The following is a 23,847-nucleotide window of genomic DNA, read 5'->3' on the forward strand; positions in this document are numbered from 1 at the left end:
GGACAGTCGCGCGTGTGAGCCACCGCCTCTTCCCCCGATGACGGCGGGCATGCGGATCACGGCCTCACGACCGACAATACGGACACCGGGACGACGTGGTTCATGCCCTTGGCGGCGCTCAGGCGAAGCGCTCCACCGTGACCGGGATCAGTCCCTGCCGGCGCACGGCCTGCCGGTGGTAGTTCAGCAGCGCCTCCAGCGTGGCCAGGGAGCCGCCGCCGAGCCGGGCGGTCACGTCCACGCACCAGGCGATCCCCGACCCGATGCGGCGCAGCTCCCATGTGAAGCCGTGTCCGCCGGCGCTGACGGACGCCTTGCCGACCACCCGCGGATCGTTCGTGGGCTCCAGCCGGAGCGCCGCCTGCGCGGCCGCGAGCCCGTCCGCGCCCAGCTCGCCGGCGAACAGGATGCGGTAGCGGCGGTCCCCGGCCTCCCCCGAGCTCAGCCGGAGCGGGGCCGTGGTGGGCAACGGCTGGCGGCGCCGGAAATGCTCGCGCAGCTCCTCCTCCTCGGGCAGCTCTCCCCCGCCGAGCCGCGCGTACGCCTCCCGCGCCGTGCGCCGGCCCGCCGGCCGTACCCGGGCGCGGAGCGCGCCGTCGGAGCGGATGAGCCTGCTGACCTCCGGCGCGGCCAGCCACTCCCCGGTCTCCGATCCCCACTCGGCGCTGTCGATGCCGGCCGCGGTGAAGTCCTCACAGAGGACGAACTCCTCCACGAGGACTCCCGCCAGGGACCGGTCATGTGCCGAGGTGGAGATCAGGTAGTAGTCCATTCCCCGCATGATCCTCGGCCCCGGATCGCCGGATCAAGTTTCCGCGCCGTGCCGGTGCCGGTCGCCGTCGTCGGTCTGACCGCAGGAGAAGGGAAGTGTGGCATCCGGGAGAACGGTTCACCGCGAACCAGGTGCGAGTGGCGGATGTCCAACCGATCGGGGATGGTCCCGGCGGGCGGGGCCGGCGAGTGGGGGATCGGATGAGCACGGGTGCGAGGCGGGGGACGGCGCGGGTGGCCGCCGTGGTGGCCATGGCCGCCGCGATGTGCGCGACAGTCCACCAGCGACTGGACGCGGGAACGATCCAAGCCACCGCCCCGGCCCCGACCGGCAGCGCCGGCATCGGTCCGGCGCTGCCGGCCAGGAGCACCGCCACGGGCCTGGCCAGGAGCACCGGCGTGGCCCCGGCCGGCAGCGCCGGCCCGAGCCCCGCCCTGGGCACTGGCACTACCCCGAGCGCCACCCCACGCCCCACCCAGCACCCCACTCAGCACCCCACCCAACACCCCGCCCAACACCCCGCCCCGAGCCCCACCGTGAGCTCCGGGGCGGGGGCGGCCGTCGCGGCGGAGGGCACGAGGCGGTCGGTCGACTGCCGGCAGGTCAAGTGCGTGGCGCTGACCTTCGACGACGGCCCCGGCCCGTACACCGACACGCTGCTGCGCCACCTGGCCGCCCACCAGGCGCACGCCACGTTCTTCGTCGTCGGCCAGAACGTCGCCGCCTACCCCTCCGTGCTGCGCCGCGCCGCCGCGGCCGGGCACGAGATCGGCAGCCACACCTGGTCGCACCAGGACCTGACGAAGCTGTCCGCCGCCGGCGTACGCTCCGAGCTGGCCCGCGCCGACGAGGCGATCGAGGCCGCCGCGGGCTTCGTGCCGGCGCTCGTCCGGCCGCCGTACGGGGCCTTCGACGACGCCCTCCGCGTCAGGATCAAGCGTCCGCTCGTGCTGTGGAGCGTGGACACCCTCGACTGGCTGCACCGCGACAGCGCCCGGGTCGCCAGGGTGGCGATCAGGTCGGCCAGGCCCGGCAGCGTCATCCTGTTCCACGACATCCACCGGACGACCGTGCGGGCCATCCCCCGGGTGCTGAAGGCGCTGTCCGGGAAGGGGTACACGTTCGTGACCGTGAGCCAGTTGTTCGACGGCCGGCCGCCGCGCCTGGTCTACGAGGGGGACGCGCCGCACCGGAGCTGAACCCGGATCTGTCTGAACTTTTCCTGACACGCCCCCGTATCTGTCGGTGTGAGCGGTGGTCGCGTGTGAAACCCGAGCAGGAAGGACGCTTCGGCGGCACCGACAGCAGGGACGGCGCGCAGGCCGGCCGGGCCGGCCTGCGCGGCCCCCGCTCGATGGTGTTCGCCGTCGTCTGCGTGTACGCCGCGCTCGGCCTGCACACGCTGGCCGGCGGCTCCGGCGTCGGCCCTGGGCTGCTCGCCGCCGCCACCGCCGCCACCGGAGCGGGAGCCTTCCTCCTCGCCCGCCGCAGGCGCTCGCTCGGGACGCTGGTCGTGGCCGCCTTCGCCGCCCAGTACGGCATGCACCGCCTCTTCGGCATGGACGCCACCGCGCCCGCCTCCTCCCATCACGCACACGAGCACGGCGGCGGCGAGCTTTCCACGGGGCTCGGCATGCTGGTCGCGCACGTGGTCGTCGCGGCGCTGTCCGCCTGGTGGCTGCACCGGGGCGAGACGGCGCTGGGGATGTTCCTGACGCTGCTGGCCCGCGCGGTGTGCGGCTTCTGGCGCGGCCTGACCGCCCGCGCCCCGCTCCCGGAGACCGGCGTGGCCCGCCCGGTCGTGCCCGCCGCGGTCGCCGTACGGCAGCCGCAGGTCCTGTCGGGGGCGATGTGCCGCCGGGGACCGCCCGTCCGGCGCTGACGTAGCCCTTTTCCGTTTCCGCAGCTCGCGCGGCAGGTCGACGCCGCGCGGCCGCTCCGCCGTGCCCGGAGACCCGGCACGGACCCGCCACGCCGCCCTGCCCGCACGCCCACGTGAGGAACCGCCGTGCGCGCAGGCCGGCCGCGCGCCCCCACCCCTTCGCCTCAGGAAGCTCTCCGCGCGCGAAACCTCCCGCGAGGAGCCTCCGGGCGAGGAACCCCTCCGTAAGGAACGGAGTCCCCCCATGACCTCAGTCGAGGCCCGTCCCGTCAGCGCCACCGCCCCTCCCGCCACCTCGTCGTCCCAGCGTTACCGCGCCGTCTGGCGATGGCACTTCTACGCGGGCCTGTTCGTCGCCCCCGTGCTGCTCGTGCTCGCCGTCACGGGCTCGATCTACCTGTTCAAGGAGCCGTTCGAGGCGTGGCGCTACCAGGACGTACGGGAGCTCGCGCAGCCGGTGGCCGCGCCGCGCCCGCTGTCGGAGCAGATCGCCGCCGCCCAGCGGGCGCGTCCCGGCGCGCCGGTGATGTCCGTCATCCCGCCCGCGTCCCCTGATCGCACCACCCGGGTCATCCTGCAGGGCGCGGACAGCGGTCCGTTCGCGCAGGGCGTCTCGGTCTACGTCCATCCCGGGACGGGCGAGGTCCTCGGGCAGATCGACGACGCGGCCACGTTCATGCGGGTGGTGCGGACGATCCACGGCGAGCTGATGTCCGGCACCGTGGGCGACCGGGTGGTGGAGGTGGCCGCGTGCTGGGCGCTGATCCTCGTGGCCTCGGGCACGTACCTGTGGTGGACCGGCCGCAGGACCAGGAGCAGGGCGTCGCGGTCGGCCCGCGGCCGGCTGCTCCGCCTGCACGTGCTGGTCGGCGTCGGCGCGGGCGCGGTCGTGGTGTTCCTGGTCATGTCCGGGCTGCCGTGGTCCGGCGTGTGGGGCGACGGGCTGCAGCGCGTCCAGGAGCGGACCGGCTCGACCGCGCCGAGCGCCGCTGACTTCCCGAGCACCTCGACGCCGCCGCTGTCCGGCGAGCTGTCCGGGAACCCGGACGCGAAGGTGCCGTGGGCGGCCGAGCGGCTGCCCGTGCCGAGCTCCGGCGGCGAGCACGCCGGGCACGGGGGCGGCGGCGGGGTGCTGCAGCCCGGCGCGCTGCCGGTGGAGGCCGCGCTGGCCGCCGCCGGGCCCTCGGTCGCCTCGTGCGCCGAGTGCGACGTCAAGGTGCTGCTGCCGGACGGCCCGACCGGCGTCTACACGATCGTGGCCGAGCCGCGCCGCGACCCGTCGGACGCCCGTACGCTCCACGTGGACCAGTACACGGGCAAGGTGCTGACGTCGTACGGCTGGGCCGAGTACGGCACCGTCGCCAAGCTCGTCGAGCAGGGCATCGCGCTGCACGAGGGCCGCAGGTACGGGCCCGCCAACCTGGCCGTCATGCTGGCCGCCTGCCTGGCGCTGATCACGCTCGTGGTGACCGGCGCGCTGATGTGGTGGAAGCGCCGCCCCCGGGGCCGCGCCGGTGCGCCCGCGCGGCCGACGGACCGGCGCAGCGCGTACGGGGTGATCGCCATCATGGCGGTGCTCGGGCTGGTGTTCCCGCTGGCCGGGGTCACGATGGCGGCGGTGCTGCTGCTCGACCGGATGGTGCTGCGGCGCATCCCGGCGGTGGCCAGGTTCGTGGGCTGAGATCCCCGGGCGCCGCCCGTCAGCTCGGCTCGACGGGCGGCGTGCCGTGCGTGTGGAAGGACTCGATGGTCTTCAGCCCCCACGCCTGGCCCTTGGCGCGCTCGGCCTCGGTCCAGGTCACCACGCGCCAGTCGGGGGCCAGGATGAGCCGGGTGAGCGGGTTGCACAGCTCGATGCGGTTGCCGCCGGGTTCGTACACGTAGAGGAAGAACGTCTGCTGAATGGCGTGCTTGTGCGGGCCGGTCTCGATGTGGACGCCCCGCTCCAGGCAGATGTCGGCGGCACGCAGGATGTCCTCGCGGCCGTTGGTGGCGAACGCGATGTGGTGCAGCCGCCCCGAGGAGCCCGACCAGTCGTCGGTGAAGACCAGGTCGTACGACTTGTTGCCGAAGTGCAGCCACTGCGCCGCGATGCGGCCGCTGTCGAGCATGATCTGCTCGGTGACCCGGGCGCCGAGCACGTCGCGGACGAAGGCGCCGTTCGCGGCGGCCTCGGCGGCCAGGAGGTTGACGTGGTCGAGGCGGCGCACGCCCACGCCGTGGCCGGGGAACGCCTGCGGCTGGTTCTTCAGCGCCGGGCGCAGCTCCTCGGGGGCCTCGTACCACTCCGACTCCCAGTACAGGTGCAGCTCGTGCCCGTCGGGGTCGCGGAAGGCGTACGTCGGGCCGCGCCCGGCGTCGCCGTCGCGCCAGCCGATGCCGAGCCCGGAGTCCTTGATCGCCGCGATCCGGCGCTCCAGCGCCTCCTGACTGCTCGCGCGCAGGCCGGTGGCGCGCAGGCCGGAGGTGCGGTGGGCGGTCAGCTTGAGGCTGTGGTGCTCGTAGTCGTCGTAGGTGCGCAGGTAGACGGAGTCGCCCTCCTCGCCGGCGCGGGTCATGCCGAGGATCTCGGTGAAGAACCACAGGCTCCGCTCGGGCTCGGGCGTGAGCAGCTCGGCGTAGGCGAGGTGGGCGACGTCGTGCAGCAGGGCGTTCATCGGGTCGTCGGTCCTTCGTCCGGTCGCGGGCGGGGGAAGACCGTCCCGTCGAAGAGCTTGCGGGCGGTGCGTACGTTCGCGGCGCGCACGGCGGTCGGCGGGTCGGTGGTGAGGTCGAGCTCCACCTCGACCTCCAGGTGCCCGGTCGGGTGCTCGACGGCCACGCGCGGCCCGCCGGGCAGCCGGGCGAAGCGGCGGGCCACGCCGTACGGCAGCAGCGCGGCCGTCACGACGCTGACCGCGCCGAGCACGCCGATCGAGGTGTGCGGGCGGACGGGGATGAACGTGCGCGTGCACAGCGCGCCCCCGTCGCGGGGCGGCGCGACGAGCGTGGTCTTCGGCACGGACGCGCCGGTGACGTCCCCGAGCCCCATCAGCTCCCCGGCGCGCAGGCGCAGCGCCTGCACCCGCCCGGCGAGCGCGGCGTCGGCGGCCAGCTCCTCGTACGGCTCGTAGCCGGTGAGGCCGAGATCGGCCGCCGCCGCCACGACGACCGGCATGCCGTTGTCCACGCAGGTGACCTCGATGCCGTCGATGACGTCCCGCTGGTTGCCGGTGGGCAGCAGGCCGCCGGTGCTGGAGCCGGCGGTGCCCGCGAAGCCGAGCACGACGGCCGCCGCCGTGCCGGGCACGCCCGAGATGGCGGTGCCGCCGCGGTAGTCCACCAGGCCGCCGGGGGTCGGGAAGCGGGCCGTGGCGAGACCGCCGGTGTTGACCAGGCGGATGCGGGTCTCGGTGTGCTCGCCGCCCGCCCGGATCAGCCCGCGCTCCACGGCGAACGGGCCGACCCCGGCGAGCAGGTTGCCGCAGTTCTGCGTGCCCGTGACGGCCGGCTCGTCCACAGCCACCTGGAGGAACAGGTAGTCGAGGTCGGCGGCGGGGTCGGCGGAGCGGGACACCACGGCGGCCTTGCTGGTCAGCGGGTGTGCGCCGCCGATGCCGTCGATCTGGCGCGGGTCGGGGCTGCCGAGGACGCGCAGCAGCAGCTCGTCCCGCTCGCCGGGGTCGGCGGGCAGGTCTTCGGCGAGGAAGTACGCGCCCTTGGAGGTGCCGCCGCGCATCAGCATGCAGCGCACGCCGGCGTCAGGCACCGTGGTCCCTGGCGTACTCGTCGGCGGTCAGGTAGACGATGCCGAGGTCCGGCAGCCGCTCGCGCAGCCCGTACCGGTCGAGGCCCAGCTCGCCCTTCATGAACGCCTCCCGCGTGGCGGCCTCCTTCGCGGCCCGCGCCTCGGCGGCGGCGATGCCGAGCTCCAGGTCGCCGCGCGGCACGACGAGCACGCCGTCGTCGTCGGCGAGGATCACGTCGCCGGGCCGGATGATCTGGCCGCCGATGGCGACCGGCACGTTGACGGCGCCAGGTGTGGCCTTGACGGTGCCCTGCGCGCTGACGGCCGCGCTCCAGGCGGGAAAGCCCATGGCCCGCAGTTCGGCGACGTCCCGTACGCCGGCGTCGATCACCACGCCGCGCACGCCGCGGTGCCGCAGCGCCGTGGCGAACAGCTCGCCGAACATCCCGTCCGTGCACGCCGAGGTCGTGGCGACCACCAGCAGGTCGCCTTCGCGGCACTGCTCGACGGCGACGTGGATCATCAGGTTGTCGCCGGGCCGGCAGATCGCGGTGACGGCGCTGCCGCCGACGCGCGCCCCTGGCCAGGCGGGGCGCAGGCGGGGGCCGAGGTAGCCGGTGCGGCCGATGGCCTCGTGGACGGTGGCGACGCCGTACGCGGCCAGGACGTCGACGCGCGCCAGGTCGGGGCGCGGGATGCCGGTGACGACGACGTTCCTCATGCGAGGGTGCCTCATGCCAGTTGGTCCGTCACCTGCGGGTAGAGCCGCATGAACGCCTCGGCCCTGGTGTCGTGGGACAGCCCCAGGTTGGGGCCGGCGTTGCGCTTGAGCTGCACGCCGCGGCGTACCGCGAGGTCGGTGTAGTAGTCCCACATGTGCTGCTGGGCCGGCAGGCACTCCATGGCCTTGCGCTTGGCCTCGAACACGGGGGTGATGTCGAGCAGCACGTCGGGCTTGAAGTCGCACTGCTCGGGCTGGTGCGGCTCGAAGAAGAACACCGGGGGCGCGCCGAGCGGCTCGCCGGGGGCGTCGTAGCCGATCGCCTGGGCCAGCACGCGGGCCTGGAGCGCCATGCGGGCCGCCGCCGGGTGGTCGCCGTTGTACGGGTCGGCGAGCGGGTGCGTGAGGACCACGTCGGGCTCGGTCTCGCGGTGGACGCGCACCAGCCGGTCCACCAGTTCCGGCGTCTCCACCAGCGGGTAGTCGCCCGCGTCGAGGAACTCGATCTCGGCGCCCAGCGCGGCGGCGGCGTGCTCGGCCTCCTCCCGGCGGATGGCCTTGATCTCGTCGAGGGTGTGACCGGCGCGCCACGCCTTGGCGGACTCGCCGCGTTCGCCGTAGCTGAGGCAGACCACCTTGGCCCGGCCGCCGCGGTGCGCGGCCAGCGCGATGGCGCCGCCGGCGCGCCAGACGAAGTCACCCGCGTGGGCGCTGATCACCAGAAGAGTCACGTCCCGACGCTATGAGCGGGTTCGGCAGATTGTCAACACTTTCGTCACCAATTGCGCAATGAGAGCCGATATCCTCTGAGGCAGCAAGGAATCGACAATATCGTCAATGATGGAAGGATCGGGAGCCCATGGAGAGACCTCTGGTGGCATTGCTCGGCCACGGCGAGGCCGGCCGCGCTCTCGCCACCGACCTCGGCCCGCTGGTACGGCTGCGCGTGTACGACCCGGCGTACCCGCCGGGTGGCCCAGCGGGAGAGCCTGCGGAAGGGCCGGTGGGAGAGCCTGCGGAAGGGCCGGTGGGAGGGCCTGCGGAAGGGCCGGTGGAAGGGCCGGTGGGAGAGCCCATGGAAGGACCCGCGGGAGGACTCGCCGTTGGGGTCGTGGGCAGTAATGCGGAGGCCGTGTGTGGGGCCGAGGTCGTGATCGCGGTGACCGCCGGGGCCGACAGCCTGGCCGCCTGCGCGGAGTCCGCCCCGCACCTGCGACCCGGCGCGCTCTACGCCGACCTGTCGACCGCCGCTCCACGCGACAAACGCGAGATCGCCGCCCTGGTGGGGGCGGCCGGCGCGGTCGCCGTGGGCGGGGCCATCATGGCGCCGGTCCCGCTGCGCGGCCTGGCCACGCCGATCCTGGCCAGCGGCGCGGGCGCGCAGCGTTTCGCCGCCTTCGGCCGCGCCCACGGCATGGACGTGACCCCGATCGGCGGCGACCCCGGCGACGCCGCCGCCCGCAAACTGCTGCGCAGCGTGCTGGTGAAGGGCCTGAGCGCGCTCGCCATCGAGGCGCGGGCCGCCGCCGAGGCCGCCGGGCTGGCCGAGTGGTTCTGGGAGCACCTGGTGGAGACGGTGACGAGCGCCGACGAACGCTTCGTACGGCGTCTGCTGGAGGGCGCCGGGCAGCACGCTGTACGGCGGGTGCACGAGATGGACGCGGCCACCCGCATGCTGGAGGAGCTGCACGTCCCGCCCACGATGACCGCCGCCACGGCCGCCACCCTGCGCCGGGTCACCGAGGCCGGCCTCCCGCCCCTCCCCCGCGGCGACCGGTCCCCGGACCCGGGGACGATCAGTCCGGACTCGACTCCAGGGCCTTGACCACACTGCGCAGGTGTTGCTGCATGCTCGTCTGCGCGGCCTCGGGGTCACGCGCGACGATGGCCGCCACGATCAGCTCGTGCTGCGGCAGCGACACGGCCGCCCGTCCCGGCTGCCGGGCCAGGCGGAACTTGTGCCGCACCACCTGCGCCCCCAGCCGTTCGATGATCGCCGCCGCGGTGCGGTGCCCGGCGATCTCGCGGATCCCGGCGTGCAAGGCGACGTTGAGCTCGGAGTAGCGGTCGAGGTCGTTGGCCTCCACGGCGGCCCGCATGTCGGCGACGATCGCCCGCAGCTCGGCGGCCTGCTCCGGCGTCACCCGCTCGGCGGCCTTGTACGCGGCCAGCCCCTCCAGCACCATGCGGACCTCGGTGATCTCGACGGCCTCGGCCTTGGAGATCGCCCGGACCCTGGCGCCCTTGTTGCGCATGATCTCGACCAGGCCCTCGGACGCCAGCTCCTTGAACGTCTCACGCACGGCCGCCCGGCTCGCCCCGAACTGCTCGCACACGTCGGCCTCGATGAGGCGCTGGTTGGGCACGAAGTCCCCGCCGAGTATGACCGCCCGGACGCGGTCGGTCAGCGTCTCGCTCAACGGACATCCTCCCGCCGTCTGCGTGCACCAGGCAGACAATATTATCGACAATCACCCGTCCACAGGCGTCGTACCGCTTTCGATCATTTCATCCCCGGACTGTCAGTCGCCTCCGATAGGTTCCCGGATCAGTTGATCAAGCCGTTCGCGCAGGAGCGGGCACTCCCGCCTGCCCCGCGACCGGCGAGGCAGGAGGTTACGACGCCGTGGACGCGGACAGAACCGCGTGGGAGCAGCGCAGCGTGGTGCGGGTGGTCGCGCCCGTCGAGCCGCGCAAGCTGGCCAAGGTGCCCTTCGTCGAGCTGGCCGACGGCCGGCTCCAGGGGGTCGTGTCGAGCGGATCCGACATCGAGCGGGTCTACGTCTCCTCCATCACCGCCGGCAGCCTGGCGATGAGCTGCAGCACCAACAACAACCGGCCCTGCGGGGCCCTGCACGGCTACGCCTGCAAGCACGTACGCCTGCTGGCCGACGAGGCGATCCTGCAGTACGGCCTCGACCGGGTGGCCCGCTACCTGCGGGTGGAGGCGGACCCCTCGACCGGGCTGAACCTCAACGGGCCGGTCGAGCGCACGCCGGCGGCCGTCGTGTTCAGCCGGTTCCTGCGCCACCTGGCCTACCTGGAGGTCCCCGACAGCACGGAGCCGCTGGCCGAGCTGCACTGGTTCCCCGCAATGGGAGCGGTGCGCCGATGAACGACCTGCTGACGAACGAGGTGAGCGGCTGATGCTCGACCTACAGCTCGGTGAGCTGACCGCGGCCGGGCCGGACGGCGTGGACGAGGCGCTCGGCCTGGTGGCCGGGTTCGACGGCGCGCTCGCGCACGGCTTCGCCAGGATCGGCGAGGAGCCGGCGGCGGCGCTGGCCGCCCTGGCGGGCGCGATGGCCGGCGGGCCGCTCGGCGAACGGGCCGTCGAGGCCGTGGACAAGGTGATCGCGGGCTCCATCGGCGACGAGCACCTGGCGGTGCTGGCCGGCGCGCGTGCCGCCCTGACCGGCGCGGTGCACGACGCCCTGCTGGCGAGGCTCGACACCGCCCTCAGCCGCGAACGCGCCCCCTGGGAGGCCGCGTCGGCGACCGGCGCCGTGCCTCCCGGCTCCGCTCCAGCGGCCGGCGCGACGTCCCCCGACCCAGCTTCAGCGACCGGCGCCGCGCCTTCCGGCTCCGTCCCTGCGACCGGCGCGGAGATTCCCGCCAACCTGCTGGCCGGTTGCCGGGCGTGGCTGCGGGAGCTGGCCATCGCTGGCTGGCGTGGCGTCGACCACGACGTGGTCGCCGCGTCCGACCAGGCGATCGAGGCGCTGCTCGCGGTGCCCGCACTGCGTGGCCTCGCGGTGCTGCTCGACGGCCTGGCGGCGGAGCTGCGCGCGTCCTGCCCGGTGGGCACGATGGACCGCCTGCCCGCGCGCCGCTGGGGCGACCTGTGGACGAGGGGCGTGCTCCTTTCCCGGTCCGGCCCCTGGCACGGCGGCGCGGAGCCCGTGTCGGGCCGGCTGCTGATCCTCGGCGCCGACGTGCACGAGCACGCCACCGTGGTACGCGTCCAGGTGCACGGCATCCTGGAGCCCGCCGGCGGCGGCCCGGCGCGGCTGGTGCGCACCGGCGTCGCCGCCGCCAAGGTCGACACGATCGTCGGCCCGGCCGTGTGGCGGCTCATGTCCGGCCATCCGGTGCTGCTCGGCGCGCTCGCCGGGCACCGCGCGCTCGACCTCACGGACATGCCGCTGCTGCCCGGCGGCGACCTGGTGTGGCACGACGACCGGGCCGCCGCGGGCGAGGAGGCCGACCCGTTCACCACCGCCCGCGTGCTGCTCGGCGCGGCGCAGGCGGCGCCGGTCCCGCCGCTCGACCGCCACCCTGTGCGCATCGCCGAGCCGGTGCTGGTCGAGGGCTACAAGGTCGACGGCGGCACGCTGGAGCTGGGCGGCAGCAGGATCGCGCTCGACCTCGACCGGCTGCCGACCGGCACCCCGCTGACGCCCGAGCTGGTGGCGGCCTCCTCGGCCTGCCTCGGCCTGGTGCGCTGGGACGGGCGGTGGCTGCTGCAGCCGCTCGCCGTCCAGGCCACGGTGAAGAAGAAGCCGGTCACCGCGCACACCGGTGACTGGGCGCTCGGCCCCACCGACCCCAAGGTGGTCAAGGCCGAGGCCAAGGCCGGCGACGCGGTCGCGGTGCTGCGCGAGCGGGCGGGACGGTTGCTGCGCAAATGACGGAAATCAACGAGAACGGCAACGCGGGGGTCCACCCCGACGAGACCCGCCGTCAGGTCCTCTACTGGCGGCTCATGTCGCGGCTGTTCGGCGCCGACGAGCAGCCCGCGCTGGAGAGGTCCAGCCTGGCCGTCGTCGAGGACCTCGGCCTGCCGCCCGCGCTGCTCGACCCGGGCGTCTCGGTCGACACCCTGGTCCAGCGCCACCCCGCGCTCGCCGACGAGCTCGACGACCTGCTGTCCGACAAGGAGCAGGAGGCGGGCGGCGAGGTCCGCCGCGCCGCGCTGGTCTCCAAGCTGCTGCTCAACGTCTTCTGCACCGGCTCGGGCAACGTGACGGCCCAGCAGCTCGAACGCTGGAAGCGGGACGCCGGCTGGCTGAGCAGGGGCCGGGGCACCGAGTCCGGCGGGCGGGGCCACAGCCCCGGCGACGACGAGGTGGCCGCCGTGCTCGCCATGATCGAGGGCGACCTGGTCAAGCGCATGCGCCTGCGCGAGGTGCTGGCCGACCCCAACCTGGCGCGGCAGCTCACGCCGAGCATGTCGCTCATCGAGCAGCTGCTGCGCGACAAGCACAACCTGTCGGGCGTGGCGCTGGCCAACGCCAAGGCGCTGATCCGCAGGTTCGTGGACGAGGTCGCCCAGGTGCTGCGCACCCAGGTCGAGAAGACCAGCGTGGGCGTCATCGACCGGTCGGTGCCGCCGAAGCGGGTCTTCCGCAACCTCGACCTCGACCGGACCATCTGGAAGAACCTCACCAACTGGAGCCCCGAGGACCAGCGGCTCTACGTGGACCGGCTCTTCTACAAGCACACCGCGCGCCGCACCACCCCGGCCCGGATGATCGTGGTCGTCGACCAGTCGGGCTCGATGGTGGACGCGATGGTCAACTGCACGATCCTCGCCTCCATCTTCGCCGGGCTGCCCAAGGTGGACGTGCACCTCGTCGCGTACGACACCCGGGCGCTCGACCTGACCCCGTGGGTGGCCGACCCGTTCGAGGTGCTGCTGCGCACCACGCTCGGCGGCGGCACCGACGGCACGGTCGCGATGGCGCTGGCCCGCCCCAAGATCGCCGATCCGCGCAACACCGTCATGGTGTGGATCAGCGACTTCTACGACAACCGCTCGCTGATCACCGACTTCGAGGCCATCCACCGCTCCGGGGTGAAGTTCATCCCCGTGGGCTCGGTCAACAGCTCCGGCCACCAGAGCGTGGACCCGTGGTACCGCCAGAAGCTCAAGGACTTGGGCACCCCCGTGCTCTCCGGCCACATCCGCAAGCTCGTCTTCGAGCTCAAGAACTTCCTCACCTAGGAGACCCCCTGATGAGTGACGACATGCTGCGCGCCCCCGCAGAGGTCAAGTACGCCGACGAGCTCGACTACCTGGAGTCCGTCGACGACAACCCCAAGCCGTTCTCGTGGCGGCTCAGCCCCAAGATGATCCGGCTGTTCATCCTCGGCTCCGAGCGCGCCGACGGGCTCGACCGCGAGATCCCGCAGAAGTGGTTCGGCGACCGCAGCTTCGTCGAGCGCAGCATCGTGACGCTCGCCTCCGACCGGGGCCTGCTGCTGATCGGCGACCCGGGCACCGGCAAGAGCTGGCTGGCCGAGCTGCTGTCCGCGGCGATCTGCCGCAACTCCACGCTCGTGGTCCAGGGCACCGCCGGCACGACCGAGGACCACATCAAGTACTCGTGGAACGTGTCCATGGTCATCGCCAAGGGCCAGTCGCGCCAGTCGATGATCCCCTCGCCGATCATGACGGCGATGGAGCGCGGCGTCATCGGCCGCTTCGAGGAGCTGACCCGTTCGACCAGCGACGTCCAGGACGCGCTGATCTCGATCCTGTCGGAGAAGTACGTCTCCATCCCCGAGCTGGACGACGACAACATCGTCTTCGCCCAGCCCGGCTTCTCCATCATCGCCACGGCCAACAGCCGCGACCGGGGCGTCAACGACCTGTCGTCCGCGCTGAAGCGCCGCTTCAACTTCGTGCGCATCCCGGTCGTGACCAACAAGAACAGCGAGGCGGAGATCGTCCGCTTCCGTACCGAAGAGCTGCTGCGGCGGCACCGGATCGAGCTCGACCTGCCGCCGACGCTGCTCGACATCCTGCTGCAGAGCTTCGCCGACTTGCGCTCGGCGGCCGCCTCGGCCACCAGCGACGACGAGCGGCTGGAGTCGGCGCTGTCCACGGCCGAGCAGATCGGCGTGCTGGAGGACGCCATCCTGCACAGCCACTTCTTCGGCGACCGGGTGCTGCGCGCCCAGACGCTCGCCGGGTCGCTGGTCGGCTCGCTGGCCCGGCGCAGCCCCGAGGACCTCGCGATACTCAACAAGTACCTGCACGGCGTGGTGGAGCCGCGCGGCAAGAAGGACGGCGGGCCGTGGCAGGAGTTCCTCGAGGGCGGTCGCGACGCCATCGCGACACTGTCTTGAGCGGGCCCGACTTGAGCGGGCCTGACATGAGCGGGCCCGACATGAGCGGGCCCGCGGAACGCGACGACCCCGCGGGCGCGTTCGGCCCGCTCAGGGACCAGCTCGCGCAGGCCGCGCGCGAGTTCGGCGGCGACACCGTCTCGGCGGTCCTCACCGGCATGGTCGACGACGTGGACCGGGCACTGCGCGAGGAGCTGGAGATCTTCCCGGTCTGCCACCACTCGCCGGCCTCGGCGCTGGCGATGGTGCGCAGGCTGCGCGACAAGCAGCCGAAGGTCATCTACCTGGAGCTGTGCGAGGACCTTCAGCCGCTGCTCACCGAGCTGCGCAACTGCCGGTTGCCGGTGGCGGTGCAGGCGTTCGCCACGCATCTCGACGGGTTCCCCCAGGAGTGGGCGCCGCTCAGCGTGGTGGCGCCGATCACCGAGGCGTCGGCCGAATACCAGGCGATCGCGTACGCGCTGGAGACCCCCGGCGTGGAGCTGGTGCTGGTCGACCGCTCCACCGACCACGTCTTCCAGTGGGCCGCGAAGGAGGACGCGCCCGAGGGCGAGCACGCCCGCCCCCAGGGCGAGGAGGCCGGGCTGCACGGCGACGCGATCGGCGTCGAGATCGGCGACCTGCGCCCCCGCTTCGCCGAGCTGGAGGAGCACCTGCTGCACCACGGCAAGGTGCGCCACTGGTCGGAGTGGTGGGACCAGTACGTCGAGCAGCCCCTGTCCGGCGCCGACCACGACACCTACCGCCAGGTGATGACGCTGATCGGCAGCCTGTTCCGCCGGCTGAGCCGCGACCCGGCCCGGCTGGCGGCCGACGAGGACCGCGAGCGCTACATGTGGACGAGGATGCGCGAGCACCTCGCCGCCACCGGGGCCGACCCCGCCGACTGCCTGTACGTGTGCGGCGCCTTCCACGCCGCCAGCGACGTCGAGCAGTTCGGCGTGCGCTCCACCGCCCCCTTCGCGATCACCCCGCGCACCGGCACGACCTGGCTGTACGGGCTCATCCCCTCCAGCCACTCGGCCATCGAGGCGCAGTTCGGGCTGGCCTCGGGGTCGGTGTCGATCGCGGCGGCGACGTGGGCGAAGGCGGTCAAGCGCGACAGGCTGACGCCGTACCGGCTCGCGGGGCAGAAGAGCACGGGCAAGCAGGCGGCCCGCAAGGCCGCGCCGGCCCCCGCCGTCGATCCGGCCCCGGCCGACCGGCTCACCGGGTTCCTGTCCCGGCCGCCCGTGCTCGACGCGCTCGACGAGGCCGAGCTGCTCGGCTGGTGCGTGGACATCGTCCGGCTGGCCCGCCGCAACGGCTACCTCGCCAGCACGGCGGACGCGATCGCGGTGTTCGAGACCTCGATCCTGCTGGCCGGGATGCGCGGCCGGGCCCGGCCCACCCCGTACGACTTCCAGGACGCGGCCGTCACCTGCATCGAGAAGGACGTCGTGCCCGGCCGCAGGGACGTGGCCCGGCTGTGCGAGATCCTGCTCGGCAGCGACCGGGTCGGCGCGGTCGGCTACGACGCCCTGCCGCCGCTGGCCAGGAACGTCCTCGACCGTCTCGCCCCGCTCGGGCTCGACCTGGAGAAGCGCACGATCCAGCGGGCCCTGCTCGACCTGCACGCCGATCCCGACCTCCGGCCCTGCTCCGACCTGCTGTGGATGCTGCGCTACCTGCTGCCGCCCGAGGCCGTACGCCCCATCATGGGCGAGCGGCGGCTCGGTGAGCGTTCGATCCAGGAGAGCTGGGACCTCGCGCTCGGCAAGCACCAGCGCTCGCTCATCGAGCTCGGCTACGACGGCGTGACCGTCGAGCAGGTGCTGGAGCAGCGGCTGCGGCGGCGGGTCTGGGCTCCGGAGGCGACGGCGGCGGTCGCGCTGGCGGCGGTCGAGGACGCCGTGCTCTACCTCGGCAGCCGGCGCTTCGCCGACGAGCTGGGGGCGCGGGCGGTGGAGCTGCTGTCCGCCGAGCGCAGCGCCGACGACGCGCCCGAGGTGCTGAGCCGCATCCGCCGGCTGCTGGCCTACTACCGGGCGAACGAGCCCGTGCTGCCCGCCTGGTGCGAGGAGTTCGCCACCGCCGGCTACGCCCACTACTGCACGCTCCTGCCGACGGCGTTCGTGGACGACGACACCGGCGTGCGGCAGGTGGGGGCGATGCTCGGGTTCCTGTTCTCGATGGAGAGCCTGGCGCTGGCGCTGGGCTGCGACCGGGCGCAGCTCGAACTGGCGGTGCGGCAGTCGCATCCCGAGGCGCCGGCCAAGGTGGCGCTGCTGTGGGCGGCGCGCACCCAGCTGGGGCTGCTGACCGTGGCCGAGCTGCGGGAGCGGTGCGAGGAGCTGCTGGGCAACCCGCTGGTGGTGCCGTCGTTCCCGCAGTACATCATGGGGTTCGTCCAGGCCATGGAGCCGGTGCCGGCGCTGTCGGGGTTCGTGGTGGAGGTGATCTCCAAGGCGTTCGGGCGGCTGCCCGACCCGGTGCTGCTGCCGTGGCTGCCGAAGCTGATCACGACGCTGCGCACCGAGGCCGCGGAGCTGATGCCGGCCCTGGTGCGCGAGGCGGGCCGCACGTTCCCCGGCTCGCTGGCCGAGGTCGACTCCTGGACCCCGCCCTGGTCGCCGCGTCCGGCCCCTGCCGCCGGGGCCGTGTCCCGGCCGGCCGCCGCGCCCGCGGGTCCGGCCGCCGAGCTGCTGTCGGCCCACCGTACGGCCTGCGACGCGGTGGCGGTCCTGCTCGGCTGCGAGCCCGTCTGGCACGAGGCGGTCTCCGCGCCCGCGTCCCCGGCGGCCCTTCTCGTGGCCGCTCACCCGGAGCCGGCCCAGGCGCTGGCCGCCCTCCTCAGTTGAACGTGCCGCCCCGCCCGGGATGCCGGGCGGGGCGGGCGGCTACGGGAGGGGGAGGACGGCGGTGGCCTCGACCTCGACGAGCTGGCCGGGGTAGCCGAGCACCGCCACGCCGAGGAGAGTGCTGGGCACGTCGTGCCCGTCCATGTGCTCGCGGTAGACCTTCCAGGCGGTCACCAGGTCGGAGCGGTCGGTCGAGGCCACGTACACGGTGGTCTTGACGAGGTCGGTGAGGGTGGCGCCGACGGCGGCGAGCGCGTCGGCGAGGTTGCGCATCACCTGGTGGGTCTGCCCGGCGACGTCACCCGGGCAGACGGTCGCGCCGTCGGCGTCGAGCGGGCAGGCCCCGGCCGCCCAGACGGCGCGCACGGGCACGTCGGCGACAGCGGCGTACGCGTACTCGGCGGGAGCAAGACCAACATCCCGGATCAATCGGACAGCTTGCGTCATGCGGCCAGACCCTACTGGCCCCGCCGGGATTTTCGCGCGCGAATTATTGACGCCCTCCGCAGCTTGAGGTTACGGTCGTCTCACAACTAAAAGGAAACTTTCCTAATAGTTTCCTGGCATCCCACCCCCCAACAAGCCCCCCAACGGATGTCGGAGCGACATGAGAAACAAGATCCTCGCCTGCCTGGCCGCGCTCGCGCTGCCGCTCACCTCCGTCGCCGTGGCGCCGCCCGCCGCCTACGGCATGGTCATGGCCGCCGCGTGGGCCCCGTGGACCGCCTACGCCACCGGCGCGGTCGTCACCTACAACGGCGTCGACTACGTCTGTCTCCAGGGCCACACCTCCCAGCCCGGCTGGGAGCCGCCGAACGTCCCCGCCCTCTGGAAGGTCTCCACCGGCGGCGGCACCGACACGACCGCGCCGTCCGTGCCCGGCAACCTCCGCTCGACCGGCGTCACCAGCAACAGCGTCTCGCTCGCCTGGAACGCCTCCACCGACAACGTCGCCGTCACCGGCTACGAGGTCTACCGAGGCAGCACCCTCGTCACCACGGTCACCGGCACCACCTACACCGACACCGGCCTGACCGCGAGCACCGCCTACACCTACACCGTCCGCGCCCGCGACGCCGCCGGCAACCGCAGCGCCGCCAGCGCCGCCGTCACCGCCACCACCTCGAACGGCGGCGGCACGGACACCAGCGCGCCCTCGGTGCCCGGCAACCTCCGCTCCACCGGCGTCACCAGCAACAGCGTCTCGCTCGCCTGGAACGCCTCCACCGACAACGTCGCCGTCACCGGCTACGAGGTCTACCGAGGCAGCACCCTCGTCACCACGGTCACCGACACCGCCTACACCGACACGGGTCTCGCCGCGAGCACCGCCTACACCTACACCGTCCGCGCCCGCGACGCCGCCGGCAACCGCAGCGCCGCCAGCGCCGCCGTCACCGCCACCACCTCCACCGGCACCGGAGGCGGCGGGAACAAGGTGCTCGGCTACTTCGTCCAGTGGGGCGTCTACCAGCGCGGCTACCACGTCAAGAACATCGACACCAGCGGCTCGGCGGCCAAGCTGACGCACATCAACTACGCCTTCGGCAACGTGACGAACGGCCAGTGCGCGATCGGCGACAGCTACGCCGACTACGACCGCTTCTACCAGGCGGGCGAGAGCGTGGACGGCGTCGCCGACACCTGGGACGCCGGCGCGCTGCGCGGCAGCTTCAACCAGCTCCGCAAGCTGAAGAAGAAGTACCCGAACCTGAAGGTGCTGTTCTCCTTCGGCGGCTGGACCTGGTCCGGCGGCTTCGCCCAGGCCGCGCAGAACCCGGCCGCGTTCGCCGACTCCTGCTACAAGCTGGTGGAGGACCCGCGCTGGGCGGACGTCTTCGACGGCATCGACATCGACTGGGAGTACCCGAACGCCTGCGGCCTCACCTGTGACAGCAGCGGCCCGGCGGCGTTCAGGAACCTCATGTCGGCGCTGCGCTCGCGCTTCGGCTCCGGCAACCTGGTCACCGCGGCCATCACCGCCGACGGCACCAACGGCGGCAAGATCGACGCGGCCGACTACGGCGGCGCCGCCCAGTACGTCGACTGGTACAACGTCATGACCTACGACTACTTCGGCGCCTTCGCCGCGCAGGGCCCGACGGCCCCGCACTCCCCGCTCACCTCCTACTCCGGCATCCCGACGGCCGGCTTCTACTCCGACGCCGCGATCCAGAAGCTCAAGAGCAAGGGCGTGCCGTCGAGCAAGCTGCTGCTCGGCATCGGCTTCTACGGCCGCGGCTGGACCGGCGTCACGCAGGCCGCGCCGGGCGGCACCGCCACAGGCCCGGCGCCGGGCACGTACGAGCAGGGCATCGAGGACTACAAGGTGCTCAAGACCCGCTGCCCGTCCACCGGCACGGTCGCCGGCACCGCCTACGCCTACTGCGGCAACCAGTGGTGGAGCTACGACACGCCGGCCACGATCGGCGGCAAGATGAGCTACTCGAAGAACCAGGGCCTCGGCGGCGCGTTCTTCTGGGAGCTCAGCGGTGACACCTCCAACGCCGAACTCCTCACGGCCATGAGGAACGGCCTCGGCTGATCCGACCCGCGAGACCGGCCCGCCCCACCCGGCGGGCCGGTCTCCGCATGTCAGGCCGCCGACAGCTCGGCCACCTGCTCGGGAGTGAGCGACACGGCCGCGGCGCCCATGTTCTCCTCCAGGTGATCGAGGGACGAGGTGCCCGGGATCGCGACGAGGGCCGGGGAGCGGGCCAGCAGCCAGGCCAGGCTGACCTGGGCGGGCGTGGCCCCGAGGGCGCGGGCCACGTGGTCCACGGGCCCGCCCGGCGCGGCCAGCCGGCCCTTGGCGATGGGGGTGTAGGCGATGAAGGCGAGGCCCTGCGCCTCACAGTGGTCGAGCACGTCCTCCGAGGCCCGCAGGGTGAGGTTGTAACGGTTCTGGACGCTCGCGATCTCCACGACCCGCCGGGCCTGCTCCAGTTGCGCGACGGTGACCTCCGACAGCCCGATCGCGGCGATCTTGCCCTCGTCGCGGAGCGCCTTGAGCTCGCCGACCTGGTCCTCCAGGGGCACCTCGGGATCGACGCGGTGGAGCTGGAGCAGGTCGAGCCGGTCCACGCCGAGCCGGCGCAGGCTCATCTCGACCTCCTGCCGCAGGTACGCGGGCCGCCCCACGGGGTGCCACTCCCCCGGCCCGGTGCGCACGAACCCGGCCTTGGTGGCGATCGTCACGTGCTCCGGGTACGGGTGCAGCGCCTCGCGGATGATCTCCTCATTGACGTAGGGGCCGTAGGAGTCGGCGGTGTCGATGAAGTCGGCGCCCAGCTCGACGGCCCGGCGCAGCACGCGGACGCACGCCTCGCGGTCCTCGGGCGGCCCCCACACGCCGGGGCCGGTGAGGCTCATCGCGCCGAATCCCAGGCGGTGCACGGTCCGGCCACCGATGGTCAACGTTCCGTGATGCAACAGAGACATCCCCAATCTTCTTATCTACGGCGATTCTTACTAGTTTCAGGACACGCGCGCATCTTCGACCCGGGTCTCCCCTTACGTACCGAGGAGCAACGGAAACATGCGTTCCCTACTCGGCGCCATCACGGCGGCCGCGGTCGTCTTCCTCCCGTTAGCCGTGGCCGGCCCCGCCCAGGCGCACGGCCGCGACGACGCCGCCGTACGCAAGCTCGTCAAGGACGTGACCGGCAAGAACGTCAAGAAGCACCTCAAGGCGTTCCAGGCCATCGCCGACGCCAACGACGGGACCCGCGTCTCCGGCAGCGCCGGCTTCGACGCCTCCCGCGACTACGTGGCGCGCAAGCTGCGCGCCGCCGGCTACGAGGTGACGATCCAGCCCTTCGAGTTCACCTTCGACGGCTACCGCACCCCGCCCGTGCTCAAGCGCACCAGCCCCGCCCCGGCGAAGACGTACACGTACGGCTTCTTCCAGGACTACGTGGCGATGGGCGACTCGCCGGCCGGCGCGGCGAGCGGCACCGTCCAGGCCGTCGACCTGGTGCTGCCGCCCGGCCCGGCCAACTCCTCGTCGTCCGGCTGCGAGGCGAGCGACTTCGCGGGCTTCGTCCCGGGCAACGTGGCGCTCATGCAGCGCGGCACCTGCAACTTCCGCGTCAAGGTGGACAACGCCATGGCGGCCGGGGCGTCCGCGGCCATCGTGTTCAACGAAGGCCAGGAAGGCCGCACCGAGGTGGACCTCAACCCGGTGCTCAGCGGGCCCGGCGTCACCATCCCGTCGTTCTTCACCCGCTTCTCCGTCGGCCAGGAGCTGGCCGCGGCCGCGGGCGCCACGGTCCAGATGAACTGGGACCCGGTGGTGGAGCAGCGGACCACGTACAACGTGATCGCGCAGACCAGGAAGGGCGACAGGAACAACGTCGTCATGCTCGGCGCGCACCTGGACGGCGTCCAGGAGGGCCCCGGCATCAACGACAACGGCTCGGGCAGCGCCGGCATCCTGGAGGTCGCGCTCCAGTTCGCCAAGACCAAGCCGAAGAACCAGGTGCGCTTCGCCTTCTGGGGCGCCGAGGAGTTCGGCCTGCTCGGCTCGGAGCACTACGTGGCCACCCTGCCGGAGGCCGAGCGCGCCAAGATCGCGCTCTACCTCAACTTCGACATGATCGCCTCGCCGAACTACACCTTCGGCATCTACGACGGCGACGGCGACGCGTTCGGCACCTCAGGGCCGGCCGGGTCGGACGTGATCGAGGAGGACTTCGAGAAGTTCTTCGCCGGGCGCGGGCTGCCGTACACCGCGACCGCGTTCACCGGACGCTCCGACTACGGAGCGTTCATCGCGGCCGGGATCCCCTCCGGCGGCCTGTTCACCGGCGCTGAGGAGCTGAAGACGGCCGAGGAGGCCGCGATCTTCGGCGGCACGGCGGGCGCCCCGCTCGACCCGTGCTACCACAGCGTCTGCGACACCATCGCCAACATCAACGACAAGGCCCTGGACGTCAACTCCGACGCCATCGCCACGCTGACCGCGCGCTACGCCTTCGACACCGGCTCGATCGGCGCCGCGGGGACCGCCCGCGCCGCGTCGGCGAAGCGGAGCGCCGGCACGCACACCCACCAGCCCGCCGACGCGGCGAGCTGACCTTCGCGGATGGCGGGGACGCCGGTTCCCGCCATCCGCCACGACCACGGCCGCTGGTGGCCGACCCTGACCGGCTGCGGGCCGCGCTCCCGATCGACCACCGTCCGCGTGGCACACCGATTCTCCCGTTACTGTCCGTTACCGTGCCAAGTGAACGGGGGGAGAATGCTTGTGACACATACGTGGTGGTCCCGCAGGCGCGTCTCGCGCAGAGGACTGATCGTCACCGGAGCCTTCGCGGCGGGAGCGCGCCTGCTCGGCAAGCCGTCGGAGACGGACCCCGTCCCGGCTTCTCCCGTGCCCCTTTCCTCGGCAGGGCTGTCGCGCGCGGTGCAGCTGCGCGCCCTGCCCACGACGCTGACCCTGGGCGAGCACACGGTCAGCACCTGGACCTACAACGGCATGCTGCCCGGCCCGATGATCAGCGCCACGGCCGGTGGGGTGGTCCGCGCGCCGCTGGTCAACGGGCTGCCGGACCCGACCACCGTGCACTGGCACGGCATCCAGATCGCCCACCGCATGGACGGCGCGCCCGGCTACTCCCAGCAGGCCACCCCGGCGGGCGGCCGGTTCGACTACGCCTTCCGGGTCCCGGACCCGGGGACGTACTTCTACCACTCGCACGTCGGCACGCAGGCCGACCGCGGCCTGTACGGGCCGCTCGTGGTGCACGACCCGCGCGAGCCGCTGAGCTACGACGTGGAGTTCACCGTGCTGCTCGACGACTGGCTCGACGGCATCCTCGGCACCCCCGACGAGGTGCTGACGAAGCTCAACGCCAGCAACGACCACGACGACACGCTGCGCAGCACCTTGCTCGGCGGCGTCACGGCCGAGGTCCGCCACCCGCTCTACCTGGTCAACGGGCGCGCCCCTGAGACGCCGGCGACCTTCACCGCGCGGCCTGGGCGGCGGGCCAGGTTCCGGGTCATCAACGCGGCCGCCGACACCGCCTTCCGCGTCGCGCTCGGCGGCCACCGCCTGACCGTCACGCACGCCGACGGGTTCGCCGTCAAACCGGTCACGGTGGACACGTTCCTCATCGGGATGGGCGAGCGCTACGACTTCCTGGTCCGGCTGGACGACGGGGTGTTCCCGCTGGTGGCGCTGGCCGAGGGGAAGGGGGCGCGGGCGTTCGCGCTGGTGCGCACGGCGAGCGGGACCGCCCCGGCCTCGGACGTGCAGCCCTCGCAGCTCGACGGGCAACTGCTGGCCTACCGCGACCTGCGGCCCCGGCGCGCCGACAACCTGCCCCGCCCCTCGCGGACCGTCCTGGTGGAGCTCGGCATGCGCGAGTCGGGCAACGAGTGGACGCTGAACGACCGGCTGGCGGGGGACCCGTACCGGCTGCAGGTGGACCGGGGCGAGACGGTACGGGTGGTGCTGGACAACCTGTCGCCCATGTGGCACCCGATGCACCTGCACGGGCACACGTTCCAGGTGCACGTGCCGGGCGGGCGCGGGCCGCGCAAGGACACCGTGAACGTCAAGCCGCGCGAGCGCGTCGAGTTCGACGTGCAGGCCGTCAACCCCGGCGAGTGGATGTTCCACTGCCACAACCTGTACCACCAGGAGCAGGGCATGATGGGCGTCCTCGGCTACGGCCCGCAGGCCAGCGTCACCGTCACCGGCACGGGCATGGGCCACCACTAGCGCGTCCCGGACGGCCTCACCTCTCGCGTCCGGGCGCGGTGAGGTGAGGGGGGACCCTTGCGACGTGGCCCCGGGCTGCGGAAGGATCACCGAGTCACCCC

At 73.0% G+C, this 23,847-nt stretch carries 20 protein-coding genes; 12 read left to right on the forward strand and 8 right to left on the reverse strand.

Annotated elements, in window-relative coordinates; genetic code table 11:
- Positions 1–118: 118 nt before the first annotated feature.
- Entirely contained in the window at positions 119–772 is a 654-nt protein-coding gene (locus ABD292_RS01500) for a hypothetical protein (RefSeq protein ID WP_344204628.1), read from the reverse strand.
- Positions 773–972: 200 nt separating this feature from the next.
- Between ABD292_RS01500 and ABD292_RS01505 the strand changes: the two genes are divergently transcribed.
- From ABD292_RS01505 to ABD292_RS01515, 3 genes are all read left to right on the forward strand, one after another.
- The gene (locus ABD292_RS01505) at positions 973–1,971 is read left to right on the forward strand and encodes a polysaccharide deacetylase family protein (protein WP_344204629.1); all 999 of its coding nucleotides are present in this window, start codon (positions 973–975) and stop codon (positions 1,969–1,971) included.
- Between the two features lie 65 nt (positions 1,972–2,036).
- A complete protein-coding gene (locus tag ABD292_RS01510) occupies positions 2,037–2,654 on the forward strand; it encodes an MFS transporter (protein ID WP_344204631.1) in 618 nt (205 codons plus the stop codon).
- Positions 2,655–2,898: 244 nt separating this feature from the next.
- A complete protein-coding gene (locus ABD292_RS01515; RefSeq protein ID WP_344204632.1) occupies positions 2,899–4,335 on the forward strand; it encodes a PepSY-associated TM helix domain-containing protein in 1,437 nt (478 codons plus the stop codon).
- A 19-nt stretch (positions 4,336–4,354) separates the two neighbouring features.
- Here the strand turns inward: ABD292_RS01515 and ABD292_RS01520 are convergent, their stop codons facing one another.
- From ABD292_RS01520 to ABD292_RS01535, 4 genes are read right to left on the reverse strand one after another with little or no spacing between them, the layout of a single operon-like run.
- Positions 4,355–5,311, reverse strand: coding sequence for a catechol 2,3-dioxygenase (locus ABD292_RS01520; protein ID WP_344204633.1), 957 nt, complete (start codon positions 5,309–5,311; stop codon positions 4,355–4,357).
- Complete coding sequence (locus ABD292_RS01525) at positions 5,308–6,402, reverse strand: 4-oxalomesaconate tautomerase (RefSeq protein ID WP_344204635.1); 1,095 nt, start codon at positions 6,400–6,402, stop codon at positions 5,308–5,310. Before ABD292_RS01525 ends, ABD292_RS01520 begins: the two co-directional genes overlap by 4 nt.
- Positions 6,395–7,102, reverse strand: a complete 708-nt coding sequence (locus ABD292_RS01530) for a 4-carboxy-4-hydroxy-2-oxoadipate aldolase/oxaloacetate decarboxylase (RefSeq protein ID WP_344204636.1) — start codon at positions 7,100–7,102, stop codon at positions 6,395–6,397. Before ABD292_RS01530 ends, ABD292_RS01525 begins: the two co-directional genes overlap by 8 nt.
- A gap of 11 nt (positions 7,103–7,113) precedes the next feature.
- Complete coding sequence (locus ABD292_RS01535) at positions 7,114–7,833, reverse strand: PIG-L deacetylase family protein (RefSeq protein ID WP_344204637.1); 720 nt, start codon at positions 7,831–7,833, stop codon at positions 7,114–7,116.
- A 128-nt stretch (positions 7,834–7,961) separates the two neighbouring features.
- Between ABD292_RS01535 and ABD292_RS01540 the strand changes: the two genes are divergently transcribed.
- Positions 7,962–8,927 carry a DUF1932 domain-containing protein gene (locus tag ABD292_RS01540; RefSeq protein ID WP_344204638.1) on the forward strand — a complete coding sequence of 322 codons (966 nt, stop codon included), beginning with the start codon at positions 7,962–7,964 and terminating at the stop codon, positions 8,925–8,927.
- Here ABD292_RS01540 and ABD292_RS01545 read toward each other — a convergent pair.
- Positions 8,899–9,522, reverse strand: a complete 624-nt coding sequence (locus ABD292_RS01545) for a GntR family transcriptional regulator (protein WP_344204640.1) — start codon at positions 9,520–9,522, stop codon at positions 8,899–8,901. The two genes, ABD292_RS01540 and ABD292_RS01545, sit on opposite strands and share 29 nt — an antisense overlap.
- A 206-nt stretch (positions 9,523–9,728) precedes the next feature.
- Between ABD292_RS01545 and ABD292_RS01550 the strand changes: the two genes are divergently transcribed.
- Genes ABD292_RS01550 through ABD292_RS01570 form a run of 5 tightly spaced genes read left to right on the forward strand, consistent with a single transcriptional unit; the run spans position 9,729 to position 17,016 of the window.
- Positions 9,729–10,217, forward strand: a complete 489-nt coding sequence (locus ABD292_RS01550; protein ID WP_344204641.1) for a hypothetical protein — start codon at positions 9,729–9,731, stop codon at positions 10,215–10,217.
- A gap of 31 nt (positions 10,218–10,248) precedes the next feature.
- Positions 10,249–11,733, forward strand: coding sequence for a hypothetical protein (locus ABD292_RS01555; RefSeq protein ID WP_344204642.1), 1,485 nt, complete (start codon positions 10,249–10,251; stop codon positions 11,731–11,733).
- Positions 11,730–13,049, forward strand: a complete 1,320-nt coding sequence (locus tag ABD292_RS01560) for a VWA domain-containing protein (RefSeq protein WP_344204644.1) — start codon at positions 11,730–11,732, stop codon at positions 13,047–13,049. Before ABD292_RS01555 ends, ABD292_RS01560 begins: the two co-directional genes overlap by 4 nt.
- An 11-nt stretch (positions 13,050–13,060) precedes the next feature.
- Complete coding sequence (locus tag ABD292_RS01565) at positions 13,061–14,176, forward strand: ATP-binding protein (RefSeq protein WP_344204645.1); 1,116 nt, start codon at positions 13,061–13,063, stop codon at positions 14,174–14,176.
- 26 nt (positions 14,177–14,202) lie between these two features.
- A complete protein-coding gene (locus ABD292_RS01570; RefSeq protein ID WP_344204646.1) occupies positions 14,203–17,016 on the forward strand; it encodes a DUF5682 family protein in 2,814 nt (937 codons plus the stop codon).
- 39 nt (positions 17,017–17,055) lie between these two features.
- Here ABD292_RS01570 and ABD292_RS01575 read toward each other — a convergent pair whose 3' ends face one another.
- Complete coding sequence (locus ABD292_RS01575; protein ID WP_344204648.1) at positions 17,056–17,463, reverse strand: RidA family protein; 408 nt, start codon at positions 17,461–17,463, stop codon at positions 17,056–17,058.
- 160 nt (positions 17,464–17,623) lie between these two features.
- Between ABD292_RS01575 and ABD292_RS01580 the strand changes: the two genes are divergently transcribed.
- Entirely contained in the window at positions 17,624–19,561 is a 1,938-nt protein-coding gene (locus ABD292_RS01580; RefSeq protein WP_344204650.1) for a glycosyl hydrolase family 18 protein, read from the forward strand.
- 50 nt (positions 19,562–19,611) lie between these two features.
- Here ABD292_RS01580 and ABD292_RS01585 read toward each other — a convergent pair whose 3' ends face one another.
- Complete coding sequence (locus ABD292_RS01585) at positions 19,612–20,457, reverse strand: aldo/keto reductase (protein ID WP_344204652.1); 846 nt, start codon at positions 20,455–20,457, stop codon at positions 19,612–19,614.
- 97 nt (positions 20,458–20,554) lie between these two features.
- Here ABD292_RS01585 and ABD292_RS01590 point away from each other — a divergent pair, with 97 nt between their 5' ends.
- Together ABD292_RS01590 and ABD292_RS01595 are read left to right on the forward strand one after the other, a co-directional pair.
- The gene (locus ABD292_RS01590) at positions 20,555–22,093 is read left to right on the forward strand and encodes a M28 family metallopeptidase (protein WP_344204653.1); all 1,539 of its coding nucleotides are present in this window, start codon (positions 20,555–20,557) and stop codon (positions 22,091–22,093) included.
- A gap of 165 nt (positions 22,094–22,258) precedes the next feature.
- Positions 22,259–23,746 (forward strand): multicopper oxidase family protein, encoded by a 1,488-nt coding sequence (locus ABD292_RS01595; RefSeq protein ID WP_371249325.1) that lies wholly within the window; start codon positions 22,259–22,261, stop codon positions 23,744–23,746.
- Positions 23,747–23,847 lie beyond the last annotated feature (101 nt).

Origin of the sequence: Nonomuraea bangladeshensis, assembly GCF_039529455.1 — a bacterium.
GTDB lineage: Bacteria > Actinomycetota > Actinomycetes > Streptosporangiales > Streptosporangiaceae > Nonomuraea > Nonomuraea bangladeshensis.